Annotated in this window: 18 protein-coding genes; 8 read left to right on the plus strand and 10 right to left on the minus strand. The window is 43.6% G+C overall.

The window, feature by feature from the left end:
- Positions 1-5: 5 nt before the first annotated feature.
- From FHW89_RS15525 to FHW89_RS15545, 5 genes are all read right to left on the minus strand, one after another.
- Positions 6-1,397 (minus strand): TolC family protein, encoded by a 1,392-nt coding sequence (locus FHW89_RS15525; protein ID WP_172335973.1) that lies wholly within the window; start codon positions 1,395-1,397, stop codon positions 6-8.
- 169 nt (positions 1,398-1,566) lie between these two features.
- Positions 1,567-1,962, minus strand: a complete 396-nt coding sequence (locus FHW89_RS15530) for a hypothetical protein (protein WP_172335974.1) — start codon at positions 1,960-1,962, stop codon at positions 1,567-1,569.
- A gap of 203 nt (positions 1,963-2,165) precedes the next feature.
- Positions 2,166-3,947, minus strand: coding sequence for a DUF885 family protein (locus FHW89_RS15535; protein WP_172335975.1), 1,782 nt, complete (start codon positions 3,945-3,947; stop codon positions 2,166-2,168).
- Between the two features lie 546 nt (positions 3,948-4,493).
- A complete protein-coding gene (gene uvrA, locus FHW89_RS15540; RefSeq protein ID WP_172335976.1) occupies positions 4,494-7,340 on the minus strand; it encodes an excinuclease ABC subunit UvrA in 2,847 nt (948 codons plus the stop codon).
- Positions 7,341-7,596: 256 nt separating this feature from the next.
- Positions 7,597-8,580 carry a phosphotransferase gene (locus FHW89_RS15545; protein WP_172335977.1) on the minus strand — a complete coding sequence of 328 codons (984 nt, stop codon included), beginning with the start codon at positions 8,578-8,580 and terminating at the stop codon, positions 7,597-7,599.
- Between the two features lie 257 nt (positions 8,581-8,837).
- On the opposite strand from FHW89_RS15545, the gene FHW89_RS15550 reads away from it, so the two are divergent.
- From FHW89_RS15550 to FHW89_RS15565, 4 genes are all read left to right on the plus strand, one after another.
- Entirely contained in the window at positions 8,838-9,239 is a 402-nt protein-coding gene (locus tag FHW89_RS15550) for a hypothetical protein (protein WP_172335978.1), read from the plus strand.
- Positions 9,240-9,802: 563 nt separating this feature from the next.
- A complete protein-coding gene (locus tag FHW89_RS15555) occupies positions 9,803-10,951 on the plus strand; it encodes a hypothetical protein (protein ID WP_172335979.1) in 1,149 nt (382 codons plus the stop codon).
- Between the two features lie 11 nt (positions 10,952-10,962).
- The gene (locus FHW89_RS15560) at positions 10,963-11,493 is read left to right on the plus strand and encodes a hypothetical protein (RefSeq protein ID WP_172335980.1); all 531 of its coding nucleotides are present in this window, start codon (positions 10,963-10,965) and stop codon (positions 11,491-11,493) included.
- A gap of 153 nt (positions 11,494-11,646) precedes the next feature.
- Positions 11,647-12,135 (plus strand): hypothetical protein, encoded by a 489-nt coding sequence (locus tag FHW89_RS15565; protein ID WP_172335981.1) that lies wholly within the window; start codon positions 11,647-11,649, stop codon positions 12,133-12,135.
- 291 nt (positions 12,136-12,426) lie between these two features.
- Here the strand turns inward: FHW89_RS15565 and FHW89_RS15570 are convergent, their stop codons facing one another.
- On the minus strand, positions 12,427-13,209 hold the full coding sequence (locus tag FHW89_RS15570) for a lytic transglycosylase domain-containing protein (RefSeq protein WP_253952246.1): 783 nt from the start codon (positions 13,207-13,209) through the stop codon (positions 12,427-12,429).
- Positions 13,210-13,440: 231 nt separating this feature from the next.
- Between FHW89_RS15570 and FHW89_RS15575 the strand changes: the two genes are divergently transcribed.
- A complete protein-coding gene (locus tag FHW89_RS15575) occupies positions 13,441-14,874 on the plus strand; it encodes a pseudouridine synthase (protein ID WP_172335982.1) in 1,434 nt (477 codons plus the stop codon).
- 389 nt (positions 14,875-15,263) lie between these two features.
- Positions 15,264-16,400 carry a lactonase family protein gene (locus FHW89_RS15580; RefSeq protein WP_172335983.1) on the plus strand — a complete coding sequence of 379 codons (1,137 nt, stop codon included), beginning with the start codon at positions 15,264-15,266 and terminating at the stop codon, positions 16,398-16,400.
- Positions 16,401-16,515: 115 nt separating this feature from the next.
- Here FHW89_RS15580 and FHW89_RS15585 read toward each other — a convergent pair whose 3' ends face one another.
- From FHW89_RS15585 to FHW89_RS15600, 4 genes are all read right to left on the minus strand, one after another.
- Positions 16,516-17,001, minus strand: a complete 486-nt coding sequence (locus FHW89_RS15585) for a hypothetical protein (protein ID WP_172335984.1) — start codon at positions 16,999-17,001, stop codon at positions 16,516-16,518.
- 54 nt (positions 17,002-17,055) lie between these two features.
- A complete protein-coding gene (locus tag FHW89_RS15590) occupies positions 17,056-17,217 on the minus strand; it encodes a hypothetical protein (RefSeq protein WP_172335985.1) in 162 nt (53 codons plus the stop codon).
- Positions 17,218-17,298: 81 nt separating this feature from the next.
- Positions 17,299-17,880 (minus strand): non-canonical purine NTP diphosphatase, encoded by a 582-nt coding sequence (locus FHW89_RS15595; RefSeq protein WP_172335986.1) that lies wholly within the window; start codon positions 17,878-17,880, stop codon positions 17,299-17,301.
- A 71-nt stretch (positions 17,881-17,951) separates the two neighbouring features.
- Positions 17,952-18,575 carry a hypothetical protein gene (locus FHW89_RS15600; RefSeq protein ID WP_172335987.1) on the minus strand — a complete coding sequence of 208 codons (624 nt, stop codon included), beginning with the start codon at positions 18,573-18,575 and terminating at the stop codon, positions 17,952-17,954.
- A 180-nt stretch (positions 18,576-18,755) separates the two neighbouring features.
- On the opposite strand from FHW89_RS15600, the gene FHW89_RS15605 reads away from it, so the two are divergent.
- Together FHW89_RS15605 and FHW89_RS15610 are read left to right on the plus strand one after the other, a co-directional pair.
- Positions 18,756-20,198, plus strand: coding sequence for a peptidylprolyl isomerase (locus tag FHW89_RS15605; protein WP_172335988.1), 1,443 nt, complete (start codon positions 18,756-18,758; stop codon positions 20,196-20,198).
- A gap of 9 nt (positions 20,199-20,207) precedes the next feature.
- Positions 20,208-21,170: a MoxR family ATPase gene (locus tag FHW89_RS15610; RefSeq protein WP_172335989.1), complete on the plus strand. Its 963-nt coding sequence runs from the start codon at positions 20,208-20,210 to the stop codon at positions 21,168-21,170.
- Positions 21,171-21,557 lie beyond the last annotated feature (387 nt).

Genomic DNA, 21,557 nt, shown 5'->3' on the forward strand with positions numbered 1-21,557 from the left:
CTAAATTATTTTAAAAGGTTTAAAACGGTATTGACCTGATTTTCGGTAACGGCTTTCTGGAACAAGGCCCCGGTGTAAGCGAATTTGGCCTGTGCCAGGTCTGTTTCGGCACGGTAAAGGATATTGAGCGCGGCATTGAGCTCAATAATATCGGTTAAGCCGCTTTTATATAATGACAGCTTTTGCCGGTAACCTTCGTTAGCCGCTTTTAACTGTCGCGGAATTTCCTGCAAGCGCTGCCTGGCGGTTTCCAGTTCAACATCGGCCTGGCTGGCGCTGATGGATAGCAGTTGTTTTTGCTCGGCCAGCTTTTGCGAGCTGTAGTCGGTGGTTGCCTTTTGGGTGCGTAGCTTGAGCTGGCGGCGGCGGATATCAAACAAATTATAGGATAAGCCGATACCTACAAGGTAATTGCTCCTATCGACACCCAGGCCACTTGACAGGCTGTTGAAATGATCATTAGCATCGATACTTGATCCCCGGCCCCAGGCCGCGGCTTCGAACATGATCTTGGGATTATAGCTTTTTTTAACCATATCCTCGCGCTGCAGGCTGTTTTGGTATACCGACTGGTAATAGTTGATCAAAGGGTGATTAGCCGTATCGGGATTTAAGGATTGTACCACTGCCGACTGCCCGATCAGCGTCATCTCAGCGGTAGTATCCGGAACGATGGATTGGTAGGGCAAACCACTAACCGACGAAAGCTGTAATTGCACCTGCTTTTGCTGGTTCATCAGTTCGATATAATTTAACCGGGCTTTTGACAGCTCGGCCTCGGATATGCTGGTATCAACGCCTGCCCGTACCCCACTTTTAGCCAATGACTGTATGGAGCGAAGGATCTCGGTATTGCGCTGTATATTGAGCGACTGTATACCCAGCAGATCATGCAGGCGCAACAGTTGCAGATAATTGCTGATGGTATAGGCCCGTAACTGGTATTTGGAGCTTGCAAATTGATTTTGCTCCACCTGGATATCAGAATTGGCCACTTTGTTTTGCGCGCCGTAAGAGCCAAAATTGTAGATCTCCCAGTCGAGCGCGGCTACGCCCACGGTAGCCGATACGGCGGAGCTGTTGCTTTCGGCGCGTACTTTGGAGTCGGCCGGGATAATGCCAAACCCAAAATATGGGCCGGCCACGTTGTTGTTGGTACCGATATCGGCCTGGTAATTAAGGCGCAGATTAGGCAACCAGTTGCTATGCGTTTCGGCAGCCTGCGTGCGGCGGATCTTGATAGCTGCGGAGTCGGTAAGCAGCGTAGGCGCATTCTGATCAACGCGGTTAAGCAGCGTTTTTAGGCTGACTGCCGGATCATTGTTTTGCTGTGCATAGGTATTTACCGCTATGAGCAGGCCCGCAGCAATACCTAAGGTTATTTTTAAACTTTGCATAAGTTTCTGAAATGAACTTATACCGGCGGCTGTTAAAAACTAAGCAGATAGGATGCATTAAAAGCATCACCCTAAAGGCAAAGCATACAGTAAATACCGGTAAATGATAGATAAACTAATTTGAATATATGATGGAGCATAAGCTCAGGGCCGGACAGGCCTCATCAACTCAAATTTTAAAGGTGCAGAAGGACAAATAGGAGTATTGTGAATCGGTGACTGACCAATTAATGTTGAGCAAACGCTGCGGATTGAGTTTCCAGAGGCGCTGTGCAAACAACAGGATGATAAAATTGCCCACCACCATACTTAACAGATCAATAGCCGATTTTTTATCATTCATGACAAACTTATCGGTACGTTGAAAAAAGTTGGTATGGGAAAGGCTGGCCACTGTGGTTTCGGTCTTCCTTTTAAAGATGGAATTATGACTTACGGCAGCCTCAACCACCGGCCCGGTTAAACGCGGTAAAAAAAAGATGTGCGATACGGCAATAAAAACATAACAAGCAGCTATGCACAGCACTTGCAATTTTTTAAGGATATCTGTATTGCTTTGTTTCACGCAGGCAACAATTTTATACAACAAAGGTCAAAAAAAAACCAATTGTTTTTATGCAAAAATATTGTTGCAGTATGAAGTACTGATGAACTTAATGCAAAATAGTTGCGATAGCCTGATATAAAAATTACCCCTGGTGACACGGGCAATGGTGTGAATATGAAAGTTGCCCGTGTCATCACGGGCAACGGAAGATAGTTTGTGTATTATTGTTTGGCGGCCCAGGCGTTCATTTTGGCTTCAAATACGGCAAGCGGCATGGCTCCGTCTTTAAGCACCTGGTTATGAAATTCGGCCAGGTTAAATTTGCGGCCCAGCTGTTTTTCGTACTTGTTACGCAACTCGCGTATTTTAAGAGCCCCTATTTTATAGCCCAGTGCCTGGCCCGGGATAGCCATATAGCGTTCAATTTCGGCGGTGGCGCCTTGTTCGCTGATGGCTTCGTTATCCATCATGTATTTAATAGCCTGCTCGCGGGTCATGTTTTTGGTGTGGATGGCCACATCAACCACCAGGCGGATGGCACGGTGCATCTCGTCGCCCAGAGCGCCCATGTATTGGTAAGGATCGGTATACAGCCCCAGTTCTTTACCTAAGGATTCGCAGTACAGCGCCCATCCCTCTACGTAGGCATTCTCATTCTGATCAAACCGTCTGAATTTTGGCAGTGAACTGTTTTCCTGGGTCAACGAGATTTGGTAATGATGGCCGGGGATAGCCTCATGCAGGAATAATGACTCCATGCCCGAGGTAATGTTGAATTTGGTAGCATCCAGTATCGGTACATAAAATATACCCGGTCTGCTGCCATCGGCGGATCCTGCATTATATTCGGCACTGGCTGATGCTGCCCTGAAAGCTTCCGTTTGCCTGATCTCGAAAGGCGTTTTAGGTACGTGGTTAAACATTTTCTCCAGGTTGGGTTCCATGCGTTTGTGGATGTTCTCGAACGCGGCTAAAACCTCTTTTGGGGTTTTGTAAGGGGTGAACTTAGGATCAGTTCGCATGTATTCAAAAAACGCCTGCAGATCGCCTTTAAAGCCAACACTGGTTTTGATGCTGTCCATAATACCACGGATACGGCTTACCTCTTTCAATCCGGTCTGGTAAATTTCCTCAGGCGTTTTGTCAGTAGTGGTTTGTTGTTTTACCAGGTAGGCATATTTGGCCGTGCCATCGGGCAAGGCTGAGTAACCAGAAGTTGTACGTGCGTGCGGCAAATACTCGGTTTTTAAATAATCGGCCAGTTTTTTATAGGTGGGCGAAATAACGGTGGTGATGGTTTTTTTGTAAGTTTCGGTGAGTTGTTTTTTATCAGCATCAGAAAAGTCTTTGGGCAGATTGGTGATCGGGCCGTAAAATAAACTTTTTGTAGGGTCAGCAACTACCAGATCCTGCAATTCGGGAATGGTTTTTACTACCAGCGCTTTGGGCAAAACCACACCGGCTTTGATGCCTTTATTGAAATTGCTGATGGCGGTATCGGCCCAAACTGAAAATGCCGATACGCGTTTTAGCCAATCATTATAATCCTTTACGCTTTTAAATGGTTGTGAACCCGAGCCCGAGCCTAACTGCCCTATAGTAAGTGGCAGTGCATAGAACTGGTTAAAGGGCATGTATTCAAAATGCTGTTTAAAACCGTCCAATGCGAGCTGAGCCTCGTAAGTAAAAATATCGTAGGAAAGCTGGTCGGCCTCGCTAAGGTCTTCCCGGTTAAAGTGTTTTACTTGTGCCAGGTAGTTTTCATAAAAAGCTTTTGATTTCGCTAAAAATTCTGCCGAGCCATCATTGGGCAGCTGATCATTATAGCGGTTATCGCCAATGCCGGTGGCAGTAAGCGGGTATAGTTTTAATGATTCTTCAAAGTAATTGTTGAATACTTTGGCCAGCTCCGGGTTGTCGGTTTTGGATGAACTGTTTGTTTTAGGCTGATTACATGCGGCTAATACAATCGCAGCGAAGAGGTAAAGGACGGTTTTCTTCATTTTAGTTAGTAGTTAATGAGTAAAGCTAACAAAATGAAAATAAAGAAAACTGTGCGTGAATCACCTTTTAGTTGAAAGCATGATGTACAAGCCTGATTCGATACGTCATTGCAAGGAACGAAGCGATTCCTTTTATACAGGGCGAAGATGAATGTCGTAGAGCGCTCAATTGCCGCTGAGGCTGTTACTTTTGTCTTGATACAAAAGTAACCAAAAAATCAAGTCAGCAGAAATGCTTCTTTGCGCGCAAGGCCTTTGCTCTGCAAATCGGGCAGAACCATCCCGATAGCTATCGGGACTAAACCTTACCGCCACTTCGTTCGCTCAGTCCCCCACGCTTCAGGTAAGGTTCGCTATGCCCTTACAAGCGCACATCCCACCATTGTTCTGTCCGCTTTCACCCGAAGCTTATTTGCTGACGAGGAAAGAAAGTTTTTTCAATCAATAATTCACTAAATCACTAATTCGATAATTAAGAATCACCCGAAGCTTATCTGCTGACGGGGAAAGAAAGGTTTTTCAATCAATAATTCACTAATTCAATAATTAATTTATTCCCATTTCCTTTTTCAGGAACTGACCGGTAAAGCTGTTTTTAACCTTGCATAGTCCTTCTGGCGTGCCGGAGAATAGGATATTCCCACCTCCTGATCCACCTTCGGGGCCTAGATCTATCACGTGGTCAACCACTTTAATTACATCCAGGTTATGTTCAATTACCAGTACGGTGTTGCCTTTATCAACAAGCTGGTACAGTACGCCCAGCAGTACGTTGATGTCTTCAAAATGCAAACCGGTTGTTGGCTCGTCCAGTATATAAAAAGTATTGCCAGTATCCTTTTTGGAGAGCTCAGTAGCCAGTTTAACACGCTGCGCCTCACCACCGGACAACGTTGTGGAGGCCTGCCCCAGGGTAATGTAACCCAAACCTACATCATATAAGGTTTTCACCTTGCGGTATATGGATGGAATATGCTCAAAAAATGGCGTAGCATCCTCAATGCTCATGTCCAGTACATCGCTGATGGATTTGCCGCGATAGCGTACTTCCAGTGTTTCGCGATTGTACCTACGACCTCCGCATTCTTCGCAAGGCACCTGTACATCGGGTAAAAAGTTCATCTCGATCACTTTCATACCGGCGCCCTGGCAGGTTTCGCAGCGGCCGCCTTTTACGTTGAAGGAGAAGCGACCTGGTTTATAACCTCTGATCCTGGATTCGGGCAGGGCCACATACAGGTTACGGATATCTGAGAACACCCCGGTATAAGTAGCCGGATTGGATCGCGGTGTACGACCGATTGGTGTTTGATCGATCTCGATCACCTTGTCGATATTTTCTAACCCTTCAATTTTTTCATAAGGCAAAGGCTGTTTCTTGGCCCTGAAAAAATGATGGTTTAGTATAGGATACAAAGTTTCAGTGATGAGACTTGACTTACCGCTGCCCGATACGCCGGTGATGCCAATGAGTTTACCCAGCGGAAATTCAACCGATACTTTTTTCAGGTTATGGCCGGTAGCTTTTTTCAGGCTCAGCGTTTTGCCGTTACCTTCCCTGCGTTTTGCAGGGATGGCAATGGAACGCTCGCCGTTGATATAGGATGTGGTGAGCGTATGTTTGGCCATCAGCTCGGCCGGGGTGCCTTCGGCCACTACCTGTCCGCCATGTACGCCAGCCGCCGGACCCATATCAATCACGTGGTCGGCTTCCAGTATCATATCTTTATCATGCTCTACCACCAGCACGGTATTGCCCAGGTCGCGCAGGTTTTTGAGGGCATTGATGAGGCGTTCGTTATCGCGCTGGTGTAAACCGATGCTGGGCTCATCCAGGATGTACATCACATTCATGAGCTGCGAGCCTATCTGCGTGGCCAAACGGATCCGCTGTGCTTCACCGCCTGAAAGGGTTTTGGCCGTACGGTCGAGCGTTAAATAGCTCAAACCCACATCCAATAGGAATACAATACGTGCACGGATCTCTTTCAGGATCTCTTTGGCAATTACATTCTGGCGCTCGGTCAGCCTGTCTTCCAGGTTGTTGAACCACTCCTGCAGGGTACGGATGTCCATACAGGCCAGTTCAAATATATTTTTATTATCGACTTTGAAATGCAGCGACTCCTTTTTTAATCGGGCACCCTCGCAAACCGGGCAGGTTTTTAACACACGATAATTTTCCATATCGTCCATGCCTTCGTCGCCGCGACGCTCCTGCTGCTCTTCCAGCATACGCACAATACCGTCAAAAGTGATCTGGTAGCTTTGTACATTCCATTTGTTGTACTCCACGGCAACAGTGATCATATCCGGCGATCCGTTCAGGATGATATCCTTTTGCTCGGGCGTCAGTTTTTCGATCGGGGTCGACAGCGAAAACTCATACTTTTTGGCGAGCGATTTCAACACCTGGAATATCCAGGTTTCGCGGTACTCGCCAATAGGCGCAAGGCCGCCATTCATGATGCTTAGTTTGGGGTTGGGGATCACCGAAGCTTCGTCAACCTCAAAAATATAACCTAAACCGTTACACTTTTCGCAGGCGCCATAAGGCGAGTTAAAGGAAAATGTATTGGGTTGTGGTTCATCGTATGATATACCCGACACCGGATCCATCAGATACTTGCTGTAATACGCAACGTTGTTGTCCTTATCGCCTACGCGGATGATGCCCTTGGCAATTTTAAGGGCTGTTTGTACCGAAGTATATAAACGCTTGCTGTCTTTTTCGGATACCACCAGGCGGTCAACCACAATATCAATATCGTGTATCTTGTAACGATCCACCTGCATTTTGGGCTCCACATCGGCCATGGCGCCATCTATCCATACTTTCAGATAGCCTTGTTTGCGAATCGATTCAAAAAGCTCACGGTAATGACCTTTTCGGGCTTTTACCACCGGGGCCAGGATATTTACCGGCTGCCCGTCGAATTTTTCGGTAATGGTTTTCAGGATCTGATCTTCGCTCATGCGCTCCATCTTCTCGCCGGTAGTGTAGGAGTAGGCCTCGCCGGTACGAGCAAAAAGCAGGCGCATAAAATCATAGATCTCGGTAATGGTACCTACGGTTGAGCGAGGGTTTTTGCTAGTGGTTTTTTGCTCAATGGCAATAACCGGGCTCAGGCCCGAAACCTTATCCACATCGGGCCGTTCCATACCGCCCATGAACTGGCGCGAGTAGGCCGAAAATGTTTCCATATAACGGCGCTGCCCTTCGGCATAAATGGTATCAAAAGCCAATGATGATTTGCCGCTGCCACTCAAACCGGTGATCACTACCAGCTTGTTGCGCGGAAAAGAAACATCAATATTTTTTAAATTATGTACCCTGGCGCCATAAACTTCAACTTCGCTTTGTTCGCCCAGGTCAACGGTTATTTCGTTCATATATGTAATTGGTACCAAATTTATTAAACCCGGGTAAACGGGTTTGCTTTTAAAAGCTTGTTTAAGATACAGCCTTTAAAAAGAAAATGCTAAAAATTTAAGCAAATGTACAAAAAATTGATGTGGATTGTATGCTAAACGTGTCAGCATAAGGTTAATATTTACGGGGTTAAGGAGAACGATAAAATGCAATTGTCATTTGCCAGGCGTAAAAGATCTCTCCTCGTACCTCGTTCGAGATGACAATAAGTAGAAATTAGCAGCCCGCCACAATCTGCAGTGAATCATCCAATCTTCTCAATCCCAAATGGTGTTGCAACTGTTCCCGATGAACCAGGGCATATTGCAGGCGGTTGTCCATATTGGCCAGGCTGAGTTTCCCGGTCCAGATGAGGTCGTGAAATTCCCTGAATCCGGGCACGGGCATATCCGGATCGATGGGTTTATCGGGTGTTTTGCCCACAATCGTAAAAACAACAAAGTAAAACAGGTGAAGGATCTGCCGCATCAGGAAAAAGCGCGCGAGCTGATACTCGGTAGCTTCCTTACCAAAGTAAGTTTTTAGATAGATCTTTTCATCGTCCTCATTCTTCACCAAAAAATTGGCCATGATGGCCAGGTCCAGGTAGCGGTCGTTTAAAAAGGCGGCTTCCCAGTCAACCAGCCATACCCGTTCGCCATCAAATAGGGTGTTCTCGGGTTTCAGGTCGTTGTGGCAGCCTACCTGGTCTTCGGGATTGCGGGGGTAGATGTTTTTAACCTGGGTGTAAAAGTCGAACAGTCCGGTGGTTAGTTCATCAGGCATCAGTTCATCGTCCCTGAATTTTTCAATAAACTCCCCAATTTTATCCAGATAGTTGATGCGGAAAGGGAATGGCGGCAATGCATGCAACTGACTAAGCAAAGCAGGCAGTTTTGTTTTTGCTTCCTCCATCGGGAAAGGCTTGGCATCTATAAAATCAATAATAGCAATCCTGTCATCTACATTGGTATACCACACCTTGGGTGCTATCCCGGCTTCGGCAGCGGCTTTCATGCAGTTATATTCCAGCGTTGGATCGGCCATGGCATCGGTGCGGGTAATGATGCGGAGCAGATAAGGCTTTCCGCCAACCACGATCCGGAAAACCAGGGCCGTAGAAAGGCCGGCGGTGAGCTCACGGATATCTTCCAGGGTATTGGTGCCAAAGGCTGCCAGCAAGGCATGGTCAACAGCGTTTTTTTTACTCTCAGGAATCATAAATTCAGGTTTTAAAATGGTGATGATGAGGCAAATATATTTACGGCTTTCTGCTTTCGATAGCTTTTTAAAGTATATTTTTTGAAGCGTACTTTTTAGATAAAATGAACGTTTACCCTGAAGATTAGTTACTGAATTATTGATTTAGTGAATTAGTGATTTTTTTTCTTTTCCTTCACTTACCTGGTCCTTTTTTCCAGCATATCTGTAGCATTTTTCTTTTTGCCTGCGTATGGTTAATAAATCACAATCCTGTAATGATGAAACATTTAGCCCTGCTTTGGAGTGCTGTTATTATGCTGCTCGCACTGTTTTTGATGACCTCTTGTAAAGACAATCATCAAAGCCTGAAGGCCGATGACGAAAAAAAGCTCAAAGAGTTTTATACCAATATTCAAAAAATGACACAGCAGTTTAACTGCGAAAATATCAACGATTGGAAATTTACCGCCATTGGCTCAAAAGCATGCGGCGGCCCCACGGGTTTTATAGCTTACTCTATTAAAATGGACACAACTGCCTTTCTGCAGAGGGTGCGATCATATACCGAGCAGCAGGCTGCGTTTAATAAAAGATGGGATGTAAGCTCAGATTGTATGATGGTTCAGTCGCCCCAGGGTGTAGCCTGTGAAGATGGTAAACCGAAGTTTGTTTATTGAGGGATTCCGGCTTCTATTTAGATAAAAACTCGCGGTAGCTAAGAATAGATTATTTCATACCTTCAAATACCGTGTTTTTACCTATTGCCGCGATAAAATATTAGGCACATATTGGGCGTATTAAATAAATTTCCGATCCAAATGCCTAAACCCATGTTAAAGAAAGTACACTTTTTTCTATTTGCCGTTACCTGTTTAGTTACCGTTGCTATTTACAGCTGAAAAAAAGATTCCCGAACTGGTCAACAAAATACTATATCCGATCCGGCCATAGCCCAGGGTAAAAATTGGTATGAAAGCACTTATCCTGCGAGTAATGCCAAGATTGCTACACAGGCCGCAGGAACAAGCACTGCTTTTAGTCAATTGATCAGTCCGGATTGGCAGCATGCGGCCAGTTACAACCGTGAAGGTCAACGGTATTGGAGATACCTATCAATTCTTCGGCTAAACTCACGTCTATACTAAAAAACGGAACAGCCAATACTATCCTTTATTCCCAGGATTACAGCCGCAGTTCGTTCCTTTTACTGAAAGATGGAGGGAGTTATCAGGCCTATGTGATGACCGTTATAGCCGATCCTGCTTACCTGAAAAATGATCTAACCAAACTCGATCATAACAAGTACAGTAAACGCGATAGTGATTTTACCGGGGCTGTGTTATATAGTACGCCCAAAGGCGAATTTATTAGTGGTTGGTTTTATAATAACGGGGACATCGTGAATACCCTACAGCCTTCAAACGCCACTGGAAAAGACACGGTAAAAAATAATGAGCTATCTGTCCAAAACCTGCATCCAAATTTAGCGCAGGTGAACTGTACGGACTGGTACCAGGTATCTGAAGTAGACGGAACGGTTGTGGATGTTAAATATCTTGGCCCTATTTGTGATTATTCAGGCGGTAACGGAACCGGCCCAGGTGCCCCACCAGGAGCGCCTGCTCCCGGGGGAGGCGGCAATCCGGCAGCTCCTCCTAAAACAGATTGTACAGTACCTAATTCGGTAAAAGTAAAGATACAGTCAACGGATGGACATTTAATTGTTAATAAAAAGGATGGTGGCCCAATAACTATAGGTGATGGGGATGGCACATTTCCTCCGCCTACTACTACACCTCCACCTAAGCCAGTACCTTGTCCAACAGTTTATGTTATTAATAATGTTAATGATCCCTGCTTGAAAAACATGGTAAAGGCTACGATTTCTGCAGGGGTAACAAGCCAAGTAAATACGCTGGTACAAGGCGTATTCGGCAACTCTGATAAATTAAACCTTACATTTGTTGATGTCGACACTCTTAAAAACTATGTCGACGGGCAAACAAAGCCAAATGGATTTTTTGATGCCAATGGCAAGCTGAATATAACCGTTCTATTAAATAAAAATACAATGCCACATTTTTCTCAACAATATGTTGCGAGAGTTATCATGCATGAAGCATTACATGCTTATATGATAGCCAAAAAAATTCCTCCAGTGGAGCAACACGAAGATATGGCTATAAGTTATGTTACAAAAATGGCATCTTCTCTACAGCAATTATTTCCGGGATTATCTGATGCAGATGCTAAGAATTTATCTTTGGGTGGATTAACCCAAACAACAACCTTTCAAAATACAATTGCAAAGGACATGGGGTTATCAGGTAGTTTTGATGCTACGCAATCATCTTATTCAATTGGTTCTTCAGGCTTAAGGTGTAATTAAAAATTAGGAATATGAAAATTATTATAAAAACGATTTTTGCCTTTGCTGCAGGGTTATTATTGATCAATAGTTTAAAAGCTCAAGAAAAGAGATCGGATTCGGAAAAATCTAAGCAGGCCGTTTCGGACAGTCTTTATATGGAGATCTCAACTACTATTTATTATAGTTTTTATGCAACATCTTATATGTCAACAAATACCCCAACTTTTGCAATACTCAAAATTGATTTTGATAAAAATAGTAAAGTGACAGCTATGGGATTCTCAGATAGCGCCGATTCATCCTTTGTTAAAGCGTTTGAAAATAGAAAAAAGTGGCATGATGATAAAGCGACCTTAGAGCGTTATGCTAAAGTCAAATCTTATAAAAACCTTTCTTTATTAATACCAGTGAGTTATGAACCCCAACTTCCTAACTCCACAAAATACTACACTAATGACTACTTGGAGTCATATTTTAAATTTGACAAGAAAAACTTTACGGGCAATGCTATAATGGAATCACCGATTTTTATAAAAGTAAGCGCAAAAGGAGAAATGTAACTTCCCTCTGTCGGTGCACGCGTATCGGTCGCGTGCGCACATCATGTATAGTGAATATTGATCAAGAATGCTTAATGCAGGCAACAATTAGGAAAATTTAAAATGTTAAAGTGAAAGCACAGCTATACATGTGCGCCAACCAAGAAATAGATCATGAAACAACTTACAATCGTAATTTTATTATTGTTTGCTATATCATTTAACAGCAATGCTCAACCCAGGTTTAAATTATATGGTGGTAAAAATTATGACCAGTTTTTGGGATACATCTCCTATATCGAAAATGATGAACTAAATTCTATATGGAGTCAGTTTAGTGATTATGGGGCTACTCATAGCGCTAAATCCATATGGAATGAATATGGTATTTACGGCAGCAAAACGAGTGATTATTCTGTTTTTAATGCCAAAGCAAATTACCCACCACGGGTAGTGGATAATAATGGTAAATTTTATGGATATTTAACTATCAATGAAAATAACCCCAAACGTTCACATGCAGGAATGTCTGACACGATTTATAAAGACCGAGACCAGATAGTAGAAGAAGGGCCTGAAGTATACGCAGAAATATTCCACACTATTCATTGCTTCCGCGGATCAGAGGTTGCGCCTATCGTTGTCAAACCGGTGGTACAGTAGAAAAGAAAAAAGAGAATAGTTGTCCTTTTAGCTTAGGGCAGATGGTTTCACCGCGCCACTCACAGTCGAGTTTGATAACATTTTACATGAAGTACATATAATTAGTGGTACGGCGATAGCACCGACAACGAACTGCGAAGTTATTCACTCATTTAAAACAAAAAAGTCCTGCTTTCCATCTGGGAAAGCAGGACTCAGGGTGCTCCGTAATGTATTGTTTAATTAAAGATGATGAGTATAAGTGAAGCACAAAAAAGCTTGATACTTGATACTAACTACTCGATACTAACCTTAATTAAAATTCAGCAATTGTGTAGACGGGGTCATGGCGAAATAATCGTCGTACCCGAACTTTTTAGGTTGCTGGATAATCGCTTTCATCGCAATAAGCTTGTACACATATGAACCGGTTTCGCGGTTCAGACTCATGCGGAAGTAATTATCTTCATTTTGTCTGTTTATAGCTCTTTCCAGCTTAACAGAGCCGTTGTTGTACGCGGCTGCAGCCAGTGTCCAGCTATTAAACTCACCGTATAGTTCTTTGATATACTTGCAGGCTGCAATGGTTGATTTGCGCAGGTTATTGCGCTCATCGACCCCATGGCCCACTCTAAGCCCGTAAGTACGCGCGGTGCCCGGCATAAACTGCCACAGACCACGTGCTCCCCGGGGCGAAGTGCCTTCACAAAGGCCCGACTCCACCAGCGGGATGTACTTAAAATCATCGGGGATACCGTAAAGTCTCAAAAGCGGTTCAATAATAGGGAACCATTTTTCGGCTTTGCGATGCAGAATGGTTGACTGAACGGTTTTGAAAGTGTGCTGTTTAAGCGATACTTTCAATTTTCGTGTCACCCGCGCATCGTTTACAGGTAAAGCTTCGTTTGCAAAATTGTATGCATTTGCATTGCTTTTTATAAAAATAAATTTCGAGTTCCGATGGCTAATATCTCCAGTGCTCACAACCTTTTCACTGATGGTTGTGCTGAAAATATTGAGCTTTGAAATGAGAACCAGCACTAGCATTACGGAGCACGTAAATAAGTGTTTTTTGATCATTTCTTTCTTTATCATTAACTATACATTTGGTTAAAATGTGCTGCAAAGGTAGGCTATACAGGGCACATAATCAAATACTTAGCAAAATACTAAATATTTTAGTTGCGGTTTTTGGTCCAAAAACGGGCTTTAAAACTGTTTAAACCCGGTTTTTGAACCGCTTAAAATTTTTGCTTTTTTTGATTAAAAATTGCCAAAAAAGCGTATCTTTGACCCTCACGCTGCGAAAGCGCAAAACAAAAAAATATGGTATTTAAGAGACCACAAGGTAGTCGCGACGACAAGCCAAAAAGAACAACAGGCCGGAGCTCAGGAAGCGACGAAAAACCCAAAAGGCCTGCAACCGCAAAAGGCAAAGCCACGCCAAACGGAGAGAAAAAGAAATTCACCAAACCAGAACCCAAAACTTTTCAAAACAACAGGTTTAGTGACGACAAGCCCAAAAGCAATTTCAGGGATGGCGCCTCATCATCCGGTGAAAGAAAATCTGGCGGAAGATCAAAACCTTATTCGGGCCGCCCGTCTGGCGATAGCTCATCATCATTTAGCCCGCGCAGCAAGCCATACTCTGGCAGGCCAACAGGCGGCGATGAGGAAAAACCGAAAAGAAGTTTCGGCTCCAATTCAGCAGGCGACAGGAAGCCGTACTCGGGCCGCCCATCATCTGGTGACGACGAAAGACCAAAAAGAAGCTTTGGCGGCAGCGCCACCGGCGACAAAAAACCATACTCATCCCCACGTACCCGCTCAGGAGCAGGTGCCGAAGGTAAACCCAAAAGAAGTTTTAGCGAGGGTGGCGACCGTAAGTTTGGCAACAGGCCAACCGAAGGCGGTTTTAAAAAACGCGATGACGCCTCGTTTAAAGATAAACCTTACCGCGATAAACCATCACGTGATCAGGGTGCTCCTGCTAAAACCATGCGTGGCCGTAAAAACCCCGCTGCACCAAAAACTAAAGACGATGGCCTTATCCGCCTCAACCGTTATATATCCAACGCTGGTATCTGCTCTCGCCGCAAGGCCGATGAGCTGATCATTGCCGGTGTGGTTTCGGTAAACGGTGTGGTGGTTGACGAACTGGGCGCCAAAGTTGATCCCCAAAAAGACGATATCAAATACAACGGCGAAACCCTTCGCCGCGAAAAAATGGTTTATGTGTTATTGAATAAACCAAAAGACTATATTACTACTACCGAAGATCCGCAGGAACGCCGTACCGTAATGCACCTGGTTGAAAAAGCAACCAAGGAGCGCATTTACCCTATTGGTCGTTTAGACAGGAACACCACCGGCTTATTGCTCATGACCAACGATGGTGAACTGGCCGACAAGCTGTCGCACCCGCGCAGCAACATCAGCAAGTTGTACCAAGTGGAGCTAAGCAAAGCTTTAACCCAGGGCGATTTGAACAAAATTGGCTTTGGTGTTGAACTGGAAGACGGTGTGATAAAACCCGATGCGGTATCATACGTAGCCGGCGGCACCAAAAGAGAAGTAGGCATACAGATACATAGCGGTAAAAACCGTGTGGTTCGCCGTATTTTTGAAAGCCTTGGTTACGAAGTAGTAAAGCTTGATAGAGTGGTTTATGCCAACCTCACCAAGAAAGATCTGCCCCGCGGCAAATGGCGTTTCCTGGACGAAAAAGAAATTATCCAACTGAAGCATTTGATTAAATAGAGGTACGGATTGGTGGATGTCTGAACCATGATTCACCAGATTAAAGGATTGCCCCGATTTTTAAACAAATCAGGTTGATCCTGAAATCCTAAAAATCAGGGTTCAGAAACAAAAACAGGGCTATTTTAGCCCTGTTTTTGTTTAATATGCTTGTGTCCAATTGTTAATACTTTTTAAAGCTTTCAAGCTTCATCAGAAATTTGTTAAAATCGATAGTTTTGAATCAATTTTGGATGATTTTTGAAGTGTTTTATATCGCTTTTTGACCAGAAAGGTGATGAAATGCCAGGTTTAAAAAGTTTTTATTTCGGGGTTGATGTCCTTTGGGTGAGAGGGCTGTTTTTTTAGCAATTTTGTTAACTTGCGGTTCGTAACCCAATTCATCTCTTATGAAGAAAATCGCATTATTCGTTGTTCTGTTGCTGCCTTTGTTAGCGCAGGCGCAAAGCAAGCAAAACAAAAAGAAAGGCCCCTCAACTTATGACCTCGTTATTGGTACCTATACCACTGGTACCAGTAAAGGTATAGCCGTTTACCGCTTTTATGCCGAAAACGGCAGGCTGGCTTACCTGAGCCAGATTGATGGCGTGGTGAACCCCTCCTATGTAACCGTAAGTGCCGATAATAAATTTATATACGCTGTAAACGAGTTACCCAAGGGCGAAGTAAGCTCCTTTTCATTTGAGGCTAAAACGGGCAAAATACAGTTCATCAATAAACAATCGTCACTCGGCGCCGATCCTTGCTACATCACTGTAGATAAAGCCCGTAAAAACGCATTTATCGCCAACTACTCCAGCGGACAGGTTACGGTAATGCCAATCAACAAAGATGGCTCATTAGCCAACGGTGTAGAAACGGTAAAAAATGATGGCACAGGCCCTAATAAGGAACGCCAAGAAGGCCCTCACGCCCACATGAGCATATTATCGCCCGATGAAAAATACGTGTTTTACAATGATTTGGGGACTGATAAAATATACAGCTATCGTTTCCGCTCAGGTAAAAGCTCACCTTTAACCGATCCCACATCGATAAGGGTAACCCCTGGCGATGGTCCGCGCCACCTGGATTTTTCGCCTGATAAAAAACACGCCTACCTGATCACCGAAATGGGATCAAACGTTTATGTATTTGATTATGATAATGGTAAGCTTAAACAAAAACAAACCATAACCCTGCTTCCTGAAGGTTTTAAAGGCCAAACCGCAGGTGCGGCTATTCATATATCGCCTAATGGCAAATTTCTGTATGCGTCCAATCGTTTAGAAACTAACGAGATTATTGTGTATGCCATCAATCAGGAAACCGGCGAACTTACTTTTGTACAGCGTCAATCATCAATGGGTAAAAACCCTCGTGATTTTGCTATTGATCCTACAGGTAAATTCCTGCTGGTAGCCAATCAAAGCAGCGACAGCATTTTTGTATTCCGGATCGATCAAACCACCGGCCGTATTTCGCCAACCGGCACTAAACTGGAAATTGGTAATCCGGTATGTTTAAAATTTGTACCTGCCGAATAAGGTGAAAGGCAAAAGGATTTTACAAAAAAGGCAAAGTTGATGCTATTCAACTTTGCCTTTTTTTAATTACGGATAAAGACCTTTCGCCTTTCGCCTTTCGCCTTTTACCCTAAGATTATTTGCTTTTTGTAAACGAGTAAATGATATACCCGGTGCCGTTACTGCCAATGGCAACAGGTGCTTTCAGGGTCATGGTTGAGCCATCATTGCCCGCTATATCTAAACGATAACCTTCGGCAACGTTTTTGGCTTTATCGCCTTCGTATAGTTTTTTGAACTGGAATTGTGTACCGGTACTGCCGCCATTATAAACCGACCAGAATATAGTTTGTGATGCACCGTTCGATAAAGTATACACACCATTGCCGCTATTGGTTAGTTTCCATGTACTGCCAGCAAACGCTTCCGGAGGTGCCTGATCAAATACATTTTGAACAGCATTTTGTACCAGACCATCATAACTTACATTATTTAACGTCCAGGTACCCACAAATTTGCCTCGTGATACATTGTTTGATACCGTGCTTTTTTGTCCTGAGCAAGCCGATAAAACAAGAATAACAGATAAGATTGCGATTGAGGTTTGAAATATCTTTTTCATGATTGGGGTTATTTTATGGCATAAGAGCATAAATCCTGCCAAACCTGGCTAAACTCAACAGTTTTTTAGCTTAAGCTTTTTTTGAATTTCATCTAATCGCTTATTGATAGCCTCGGTTATCTGGTCTGCTTCTTTAATATGAGTAAGGCTATTGGCAAATTGCTGATCGTTATTTTTGGAAAATACGTTACGGCTAAAATTTTTGACGGTTTTCATAGGCACTCCTAAAGGCTTAGTTATACGAGCATTTAAGCGGAATGTTACGCCCAGGTTAACCGAAAAACAATTATTCTTAATTTAGCTTAACGTACTTAAAAAATGGATGAGTTGATCCATGGCTTTGGCGCGGTGGCTTATCCTGTTTTTTTCTTCCAGGCTGATCTCGGCAAAGGTAACATTGTAACCATCGGCTTCAAATATGGGGTTGTAGCCAAATGGGTCATTGCCACTGGGTTCGGTGCGGATGCTGCCTTCAACAGTTCCGTCAAAAAAGTGCTCCTCCCCATTCCATATTAATGATATCACTGTGCGGAAACGTGCTTTGCGATTGGTTTCGCCGGCTAAATTTTGCAGCACTTTGTTAATATTAGCCATTTGATTGCCGTGCCCGCCTGCATAGCGTGCCGAGTAAACTCCTGGTTCGCCGTTTAAGGCATCTATCTCCAGGCCGCTATCGTCGCCAAAACAATTTAGTTTATATTTCTGATAGATATATTGACTTTTTATGGATGCATTTTCGCGAAAGGTAGTGCCGGTTTCTTCAATATCATCGGTACAACCAATATCATCCAGGCTAAGCAGTTCAAACCGGCCGTTTATTTTGGCCGATACTTCTTCCAGTTTATGACGATTGTTGGTTGCAAAAACTAATTGCTGCATATTTTATGGGATGTAAGATTAAAGGGATAAAGGATTTTTAGACTAAAGACTTTAGACTCCGGACTGTAGACTTACAAAGCTTTCATCAGCTCCCAGAAAATTTTCTTATTATCAACACTGTCCATCATCTCGTCAAAACTAAAACTATATAACGCCGTGCGGTTTCCTGATGTTTTTGGCATGTTTAGGGTAAGCCCGGTCATCCCTTGCGGTGTAGAAGCCTGGCCTAATAATAATAGCTTTACAGGTTTAAAAAACGCGGCGAGCTGAGCAATTGTAGTGGTGCTATATTTAGCCATGTTGAATATAACAACATCATCAAGGCTAAACTCCTTGCGTTTCAGTATATTTTGCAGGGCAGCTAGATGGGCATCAGCTATAAATTCCTGATCAGGGTAATGAACCAGTATTAAGAAGTTTTTTAAATTTTTACCCAGATAATTAAAAGCAGGCTCGGGCGTTTTAGCCTCGGGCTTAGCTTCCTGAGGTACAATGTCAATAACCGGCGTTTTTATTTCTGGTTGAGGTTCCTGAATAACAGGGGTATCAACCTGCGTTCTTATTTCAGGTTCGGATATTTCTTGAATAACAGGTGGAAGTATTTCTCTTTTTTCATAAAAGGATTTGTCTGCATTTAACAGGTAAAGATCATCCTGTAATATAAAACGGAGGGCAACTGGGTTTTCAACTTTCACTTTAACAAATTTTAACCAAAAGTAGTTAAACGGTTTCAAGCTTTATAGCCATATTAGCACAATTATAGGCGCTTATATTTAATTGCCGTTTTTTGTTCAGCTATAATTAATAAATTTTACCGAAATTCGAAGTTTTTAACGGACTATTGATCCGTATTATTTAGAGTATAAGTGCATTACATGAGAAAGTTAGGGATATTCATTTTAAGTTTTGTTTTGATCATATCAGTTGCCCGGGCGCAAACCAAGGCCGATTCCACAGCAAAGGCAACGGCTAAGGCCGATTCGACGGTGGTACCATCGGGCCCAAAGCATACCTTAGATAAAATTGCAGCCATTGTGGGTAACGCCCCTATATTACAATCGGATATTGAATTATCATATGCTCAATTTCTTGTTCAGGGTAATCAACCAGATCCGGGTGTAAAATGCCGCATCCTGCAATCGTTATTAACACAAAAATTATTGGCACAGCAGGCTGCTATTGATAGCATCGAGGTAAAAGAGGATGAGGTTGATAACAATGTTGACCGCCGTATGCGCGAGATGACCCAAAGAGCCGGCGGACAGGAAAAGCTGGAAGCATTCCTGGGCAAATCGGTTATTCAGTATAAAGATGAGATCCGTCCCGACCTGAAAGAACAAATGGTTGCGCAGAAAATGCAGCAGCACATTACCGAGAAACTGAACGTTACCCCGCAGGATGTTAAAAGCTATTACGATAAGATCCCGAAAGATAGTTTACCATCTTTTAATAAAGAGGTGGAGGTTGGAGAGATCGTATTTCAACCCAAATTAAATAAGGAAGAAAAAGAACTGTATAAGGAAAAAGCAGAGGAACTGCGCCAGCGTATTAAAAAAGGCGAAGATTTTGGAACGCTTGCCCGTTTATACTCTCAGGATCCGGGTTCGGCACCTGATGGTGGTGATTTGGGCTTTGCCGACCGTACAACCTTTGTGAAAGAGTTTACAGCGAATGCGTTCAGACTTAAAGCGGGGGAAATATCACCGGTGTTTGAAACCGATTTCGGGTTTCACTTTTTACAGGTGATTGAGCGCCGTGGCGAGCAGGTACACGTTAGGCATATATTAATAGCTCCGGTAATAACCCAGGCCAGTTTAGAAAGGGCTAAAGTAAAAGCCGATAGTATTTATACCCTGATGATGACCAATAAGAAGATCGATTTTTCGAGCGCTGCTGCTTATTATTCTGATAACAAGGACACCAAGTTCAATGGCGGTATGATGCTGAATGCCGAAAACGTTCAAACCCGTACTACCTTTATCCCTACAGATAAGCTTGATCCTAAGGTTGCCCTTACGGTTGATACCATGAAAATTGGCAGCATATCAAAACCCGATGTATTTACCGGTGCCGATGGTAAAAAAACGTATAAGATACTGTACCTTAAATCGGCAACAAGTGCGCATAAAGCCAACCTGGAGCAAGATTTTCCTAAATTAAAGGATATGGCATATGAGGATAAAACCAACCGTACGGTAACTCAATGGTTTGAAAAACGCAGGAAAGAGACTTTTATTAGGATCGACCACGAATATCAATCTTGTGATATATTGAAAAAATGGATCACCCCGCCAACAATCACCGCGCAAGCTAAATAAAACAACTATATGCAACACCGATCTGACGTGGAAGCTGCCGATGCTTTAAGGCAGGCATATCAGCAAATACGCTCTGAAATAGGTAAAGTTATCATCGGGCAGGATGAAGTGGTGAAATTTGTATTGGTATCCATCTTTAGCAATGGTCATTGTTTGCTGGTTGGGGTACCGGGCTTGGCCAAAACCCTGCTGGTACAAACTATTGCCAGGGTGCTTGATCTTGATTTTAAACGCATACAATTTACGCCCGATCTTATGCCCTCAGACATTATCGGGTCTGAAATACTGGGCGAAGACCGGAATTTTAAATTTATACCCGGTCCGGTTTTCTCCAACATTATTCTGGCCGACGAGATTAACCGCACACCACCCAAAACGCAGGCTGCTTTATTAGAGGCCATGCAGGAGAAAGCAGTTACCGCTGCCGGTCTTACCCATAAGTTGGCCCAGCCATTTTTTGTATTGGCTACCCAAAACCCTATTGAACAGGAAGGTACTTATCCACTACCCGAGGCACAGCTTGACCGCTTTATGTTTAGCGTAGCGCTAAACTATCCATCTTTTCAGGAAGAGCTGCAGGTAGTTAAAAACACAACGAGTACCACGCAAACAGAGGTAAACAAAATACTCAACGCTGCGCAGATCACCTATTTTCAACAGCTGGTGCGCAATATACCGGTTACCGATAATGTATTGGAGTATGCCGTTAAGCTGGTATCCAAGACCCGGCCCAATGGTGAATTTGCAACACCACAGATTAATCGTTTACTAAGCTGGGGTGCAGGGCCAAGGGCATCGCAGTTCCTCATCCTGGGCGCTAAATGCCACGCGGTGATCAATGGTAAGTATTCGCCCGATATTGAGGACGTACAGGCCATAGCTAAACCCATTTTAAGCCACCGTATTGTACGCAGTTACCATGCCGAGGCCGAAGGCCTGTCTGCGGCTGATATTATTGAACAGCTGTTTTAAGATTTCTCCTACAGGTTTGTCATCCTGAGGAACGAAGGATCTACTCGTAAACATACATGTCGTTTAATAGATGCTTCACTATGTTCAGCATGACAAATGTTAGTATAAAACCAAAAAGAGCGCAGTTCTCAGAACTACGCTCTTTTTGGTTTTATATAGAAACTTCGCCGCCAATGTTGGTGTTGTCACCAACATTATACGTGTTGATTAATTACTCGTGCGGATAGTTGTTGGTGACAACACCAACAACGGCGGTAGCTTGTCGAAGTATCGCGCGCAGAGGCCCAGCCCACCATGCTTCGATGGGCTCAGCATGACAGCCACTATAAAGAGCTAAAACAAAAAGGGAGCATTTTTCAGAAATGCTCCCTTTTTGTTTATGTTATA

It is taken from the genome of Mucilaginibacter sp. SG564 (assembly GCF_013149275.1).
GTDB lineage: Bacteria > Bacteroidota > Bacteroidia > Sphingobacteriales > Sphingobacteriaceae > Mucilaginibacter.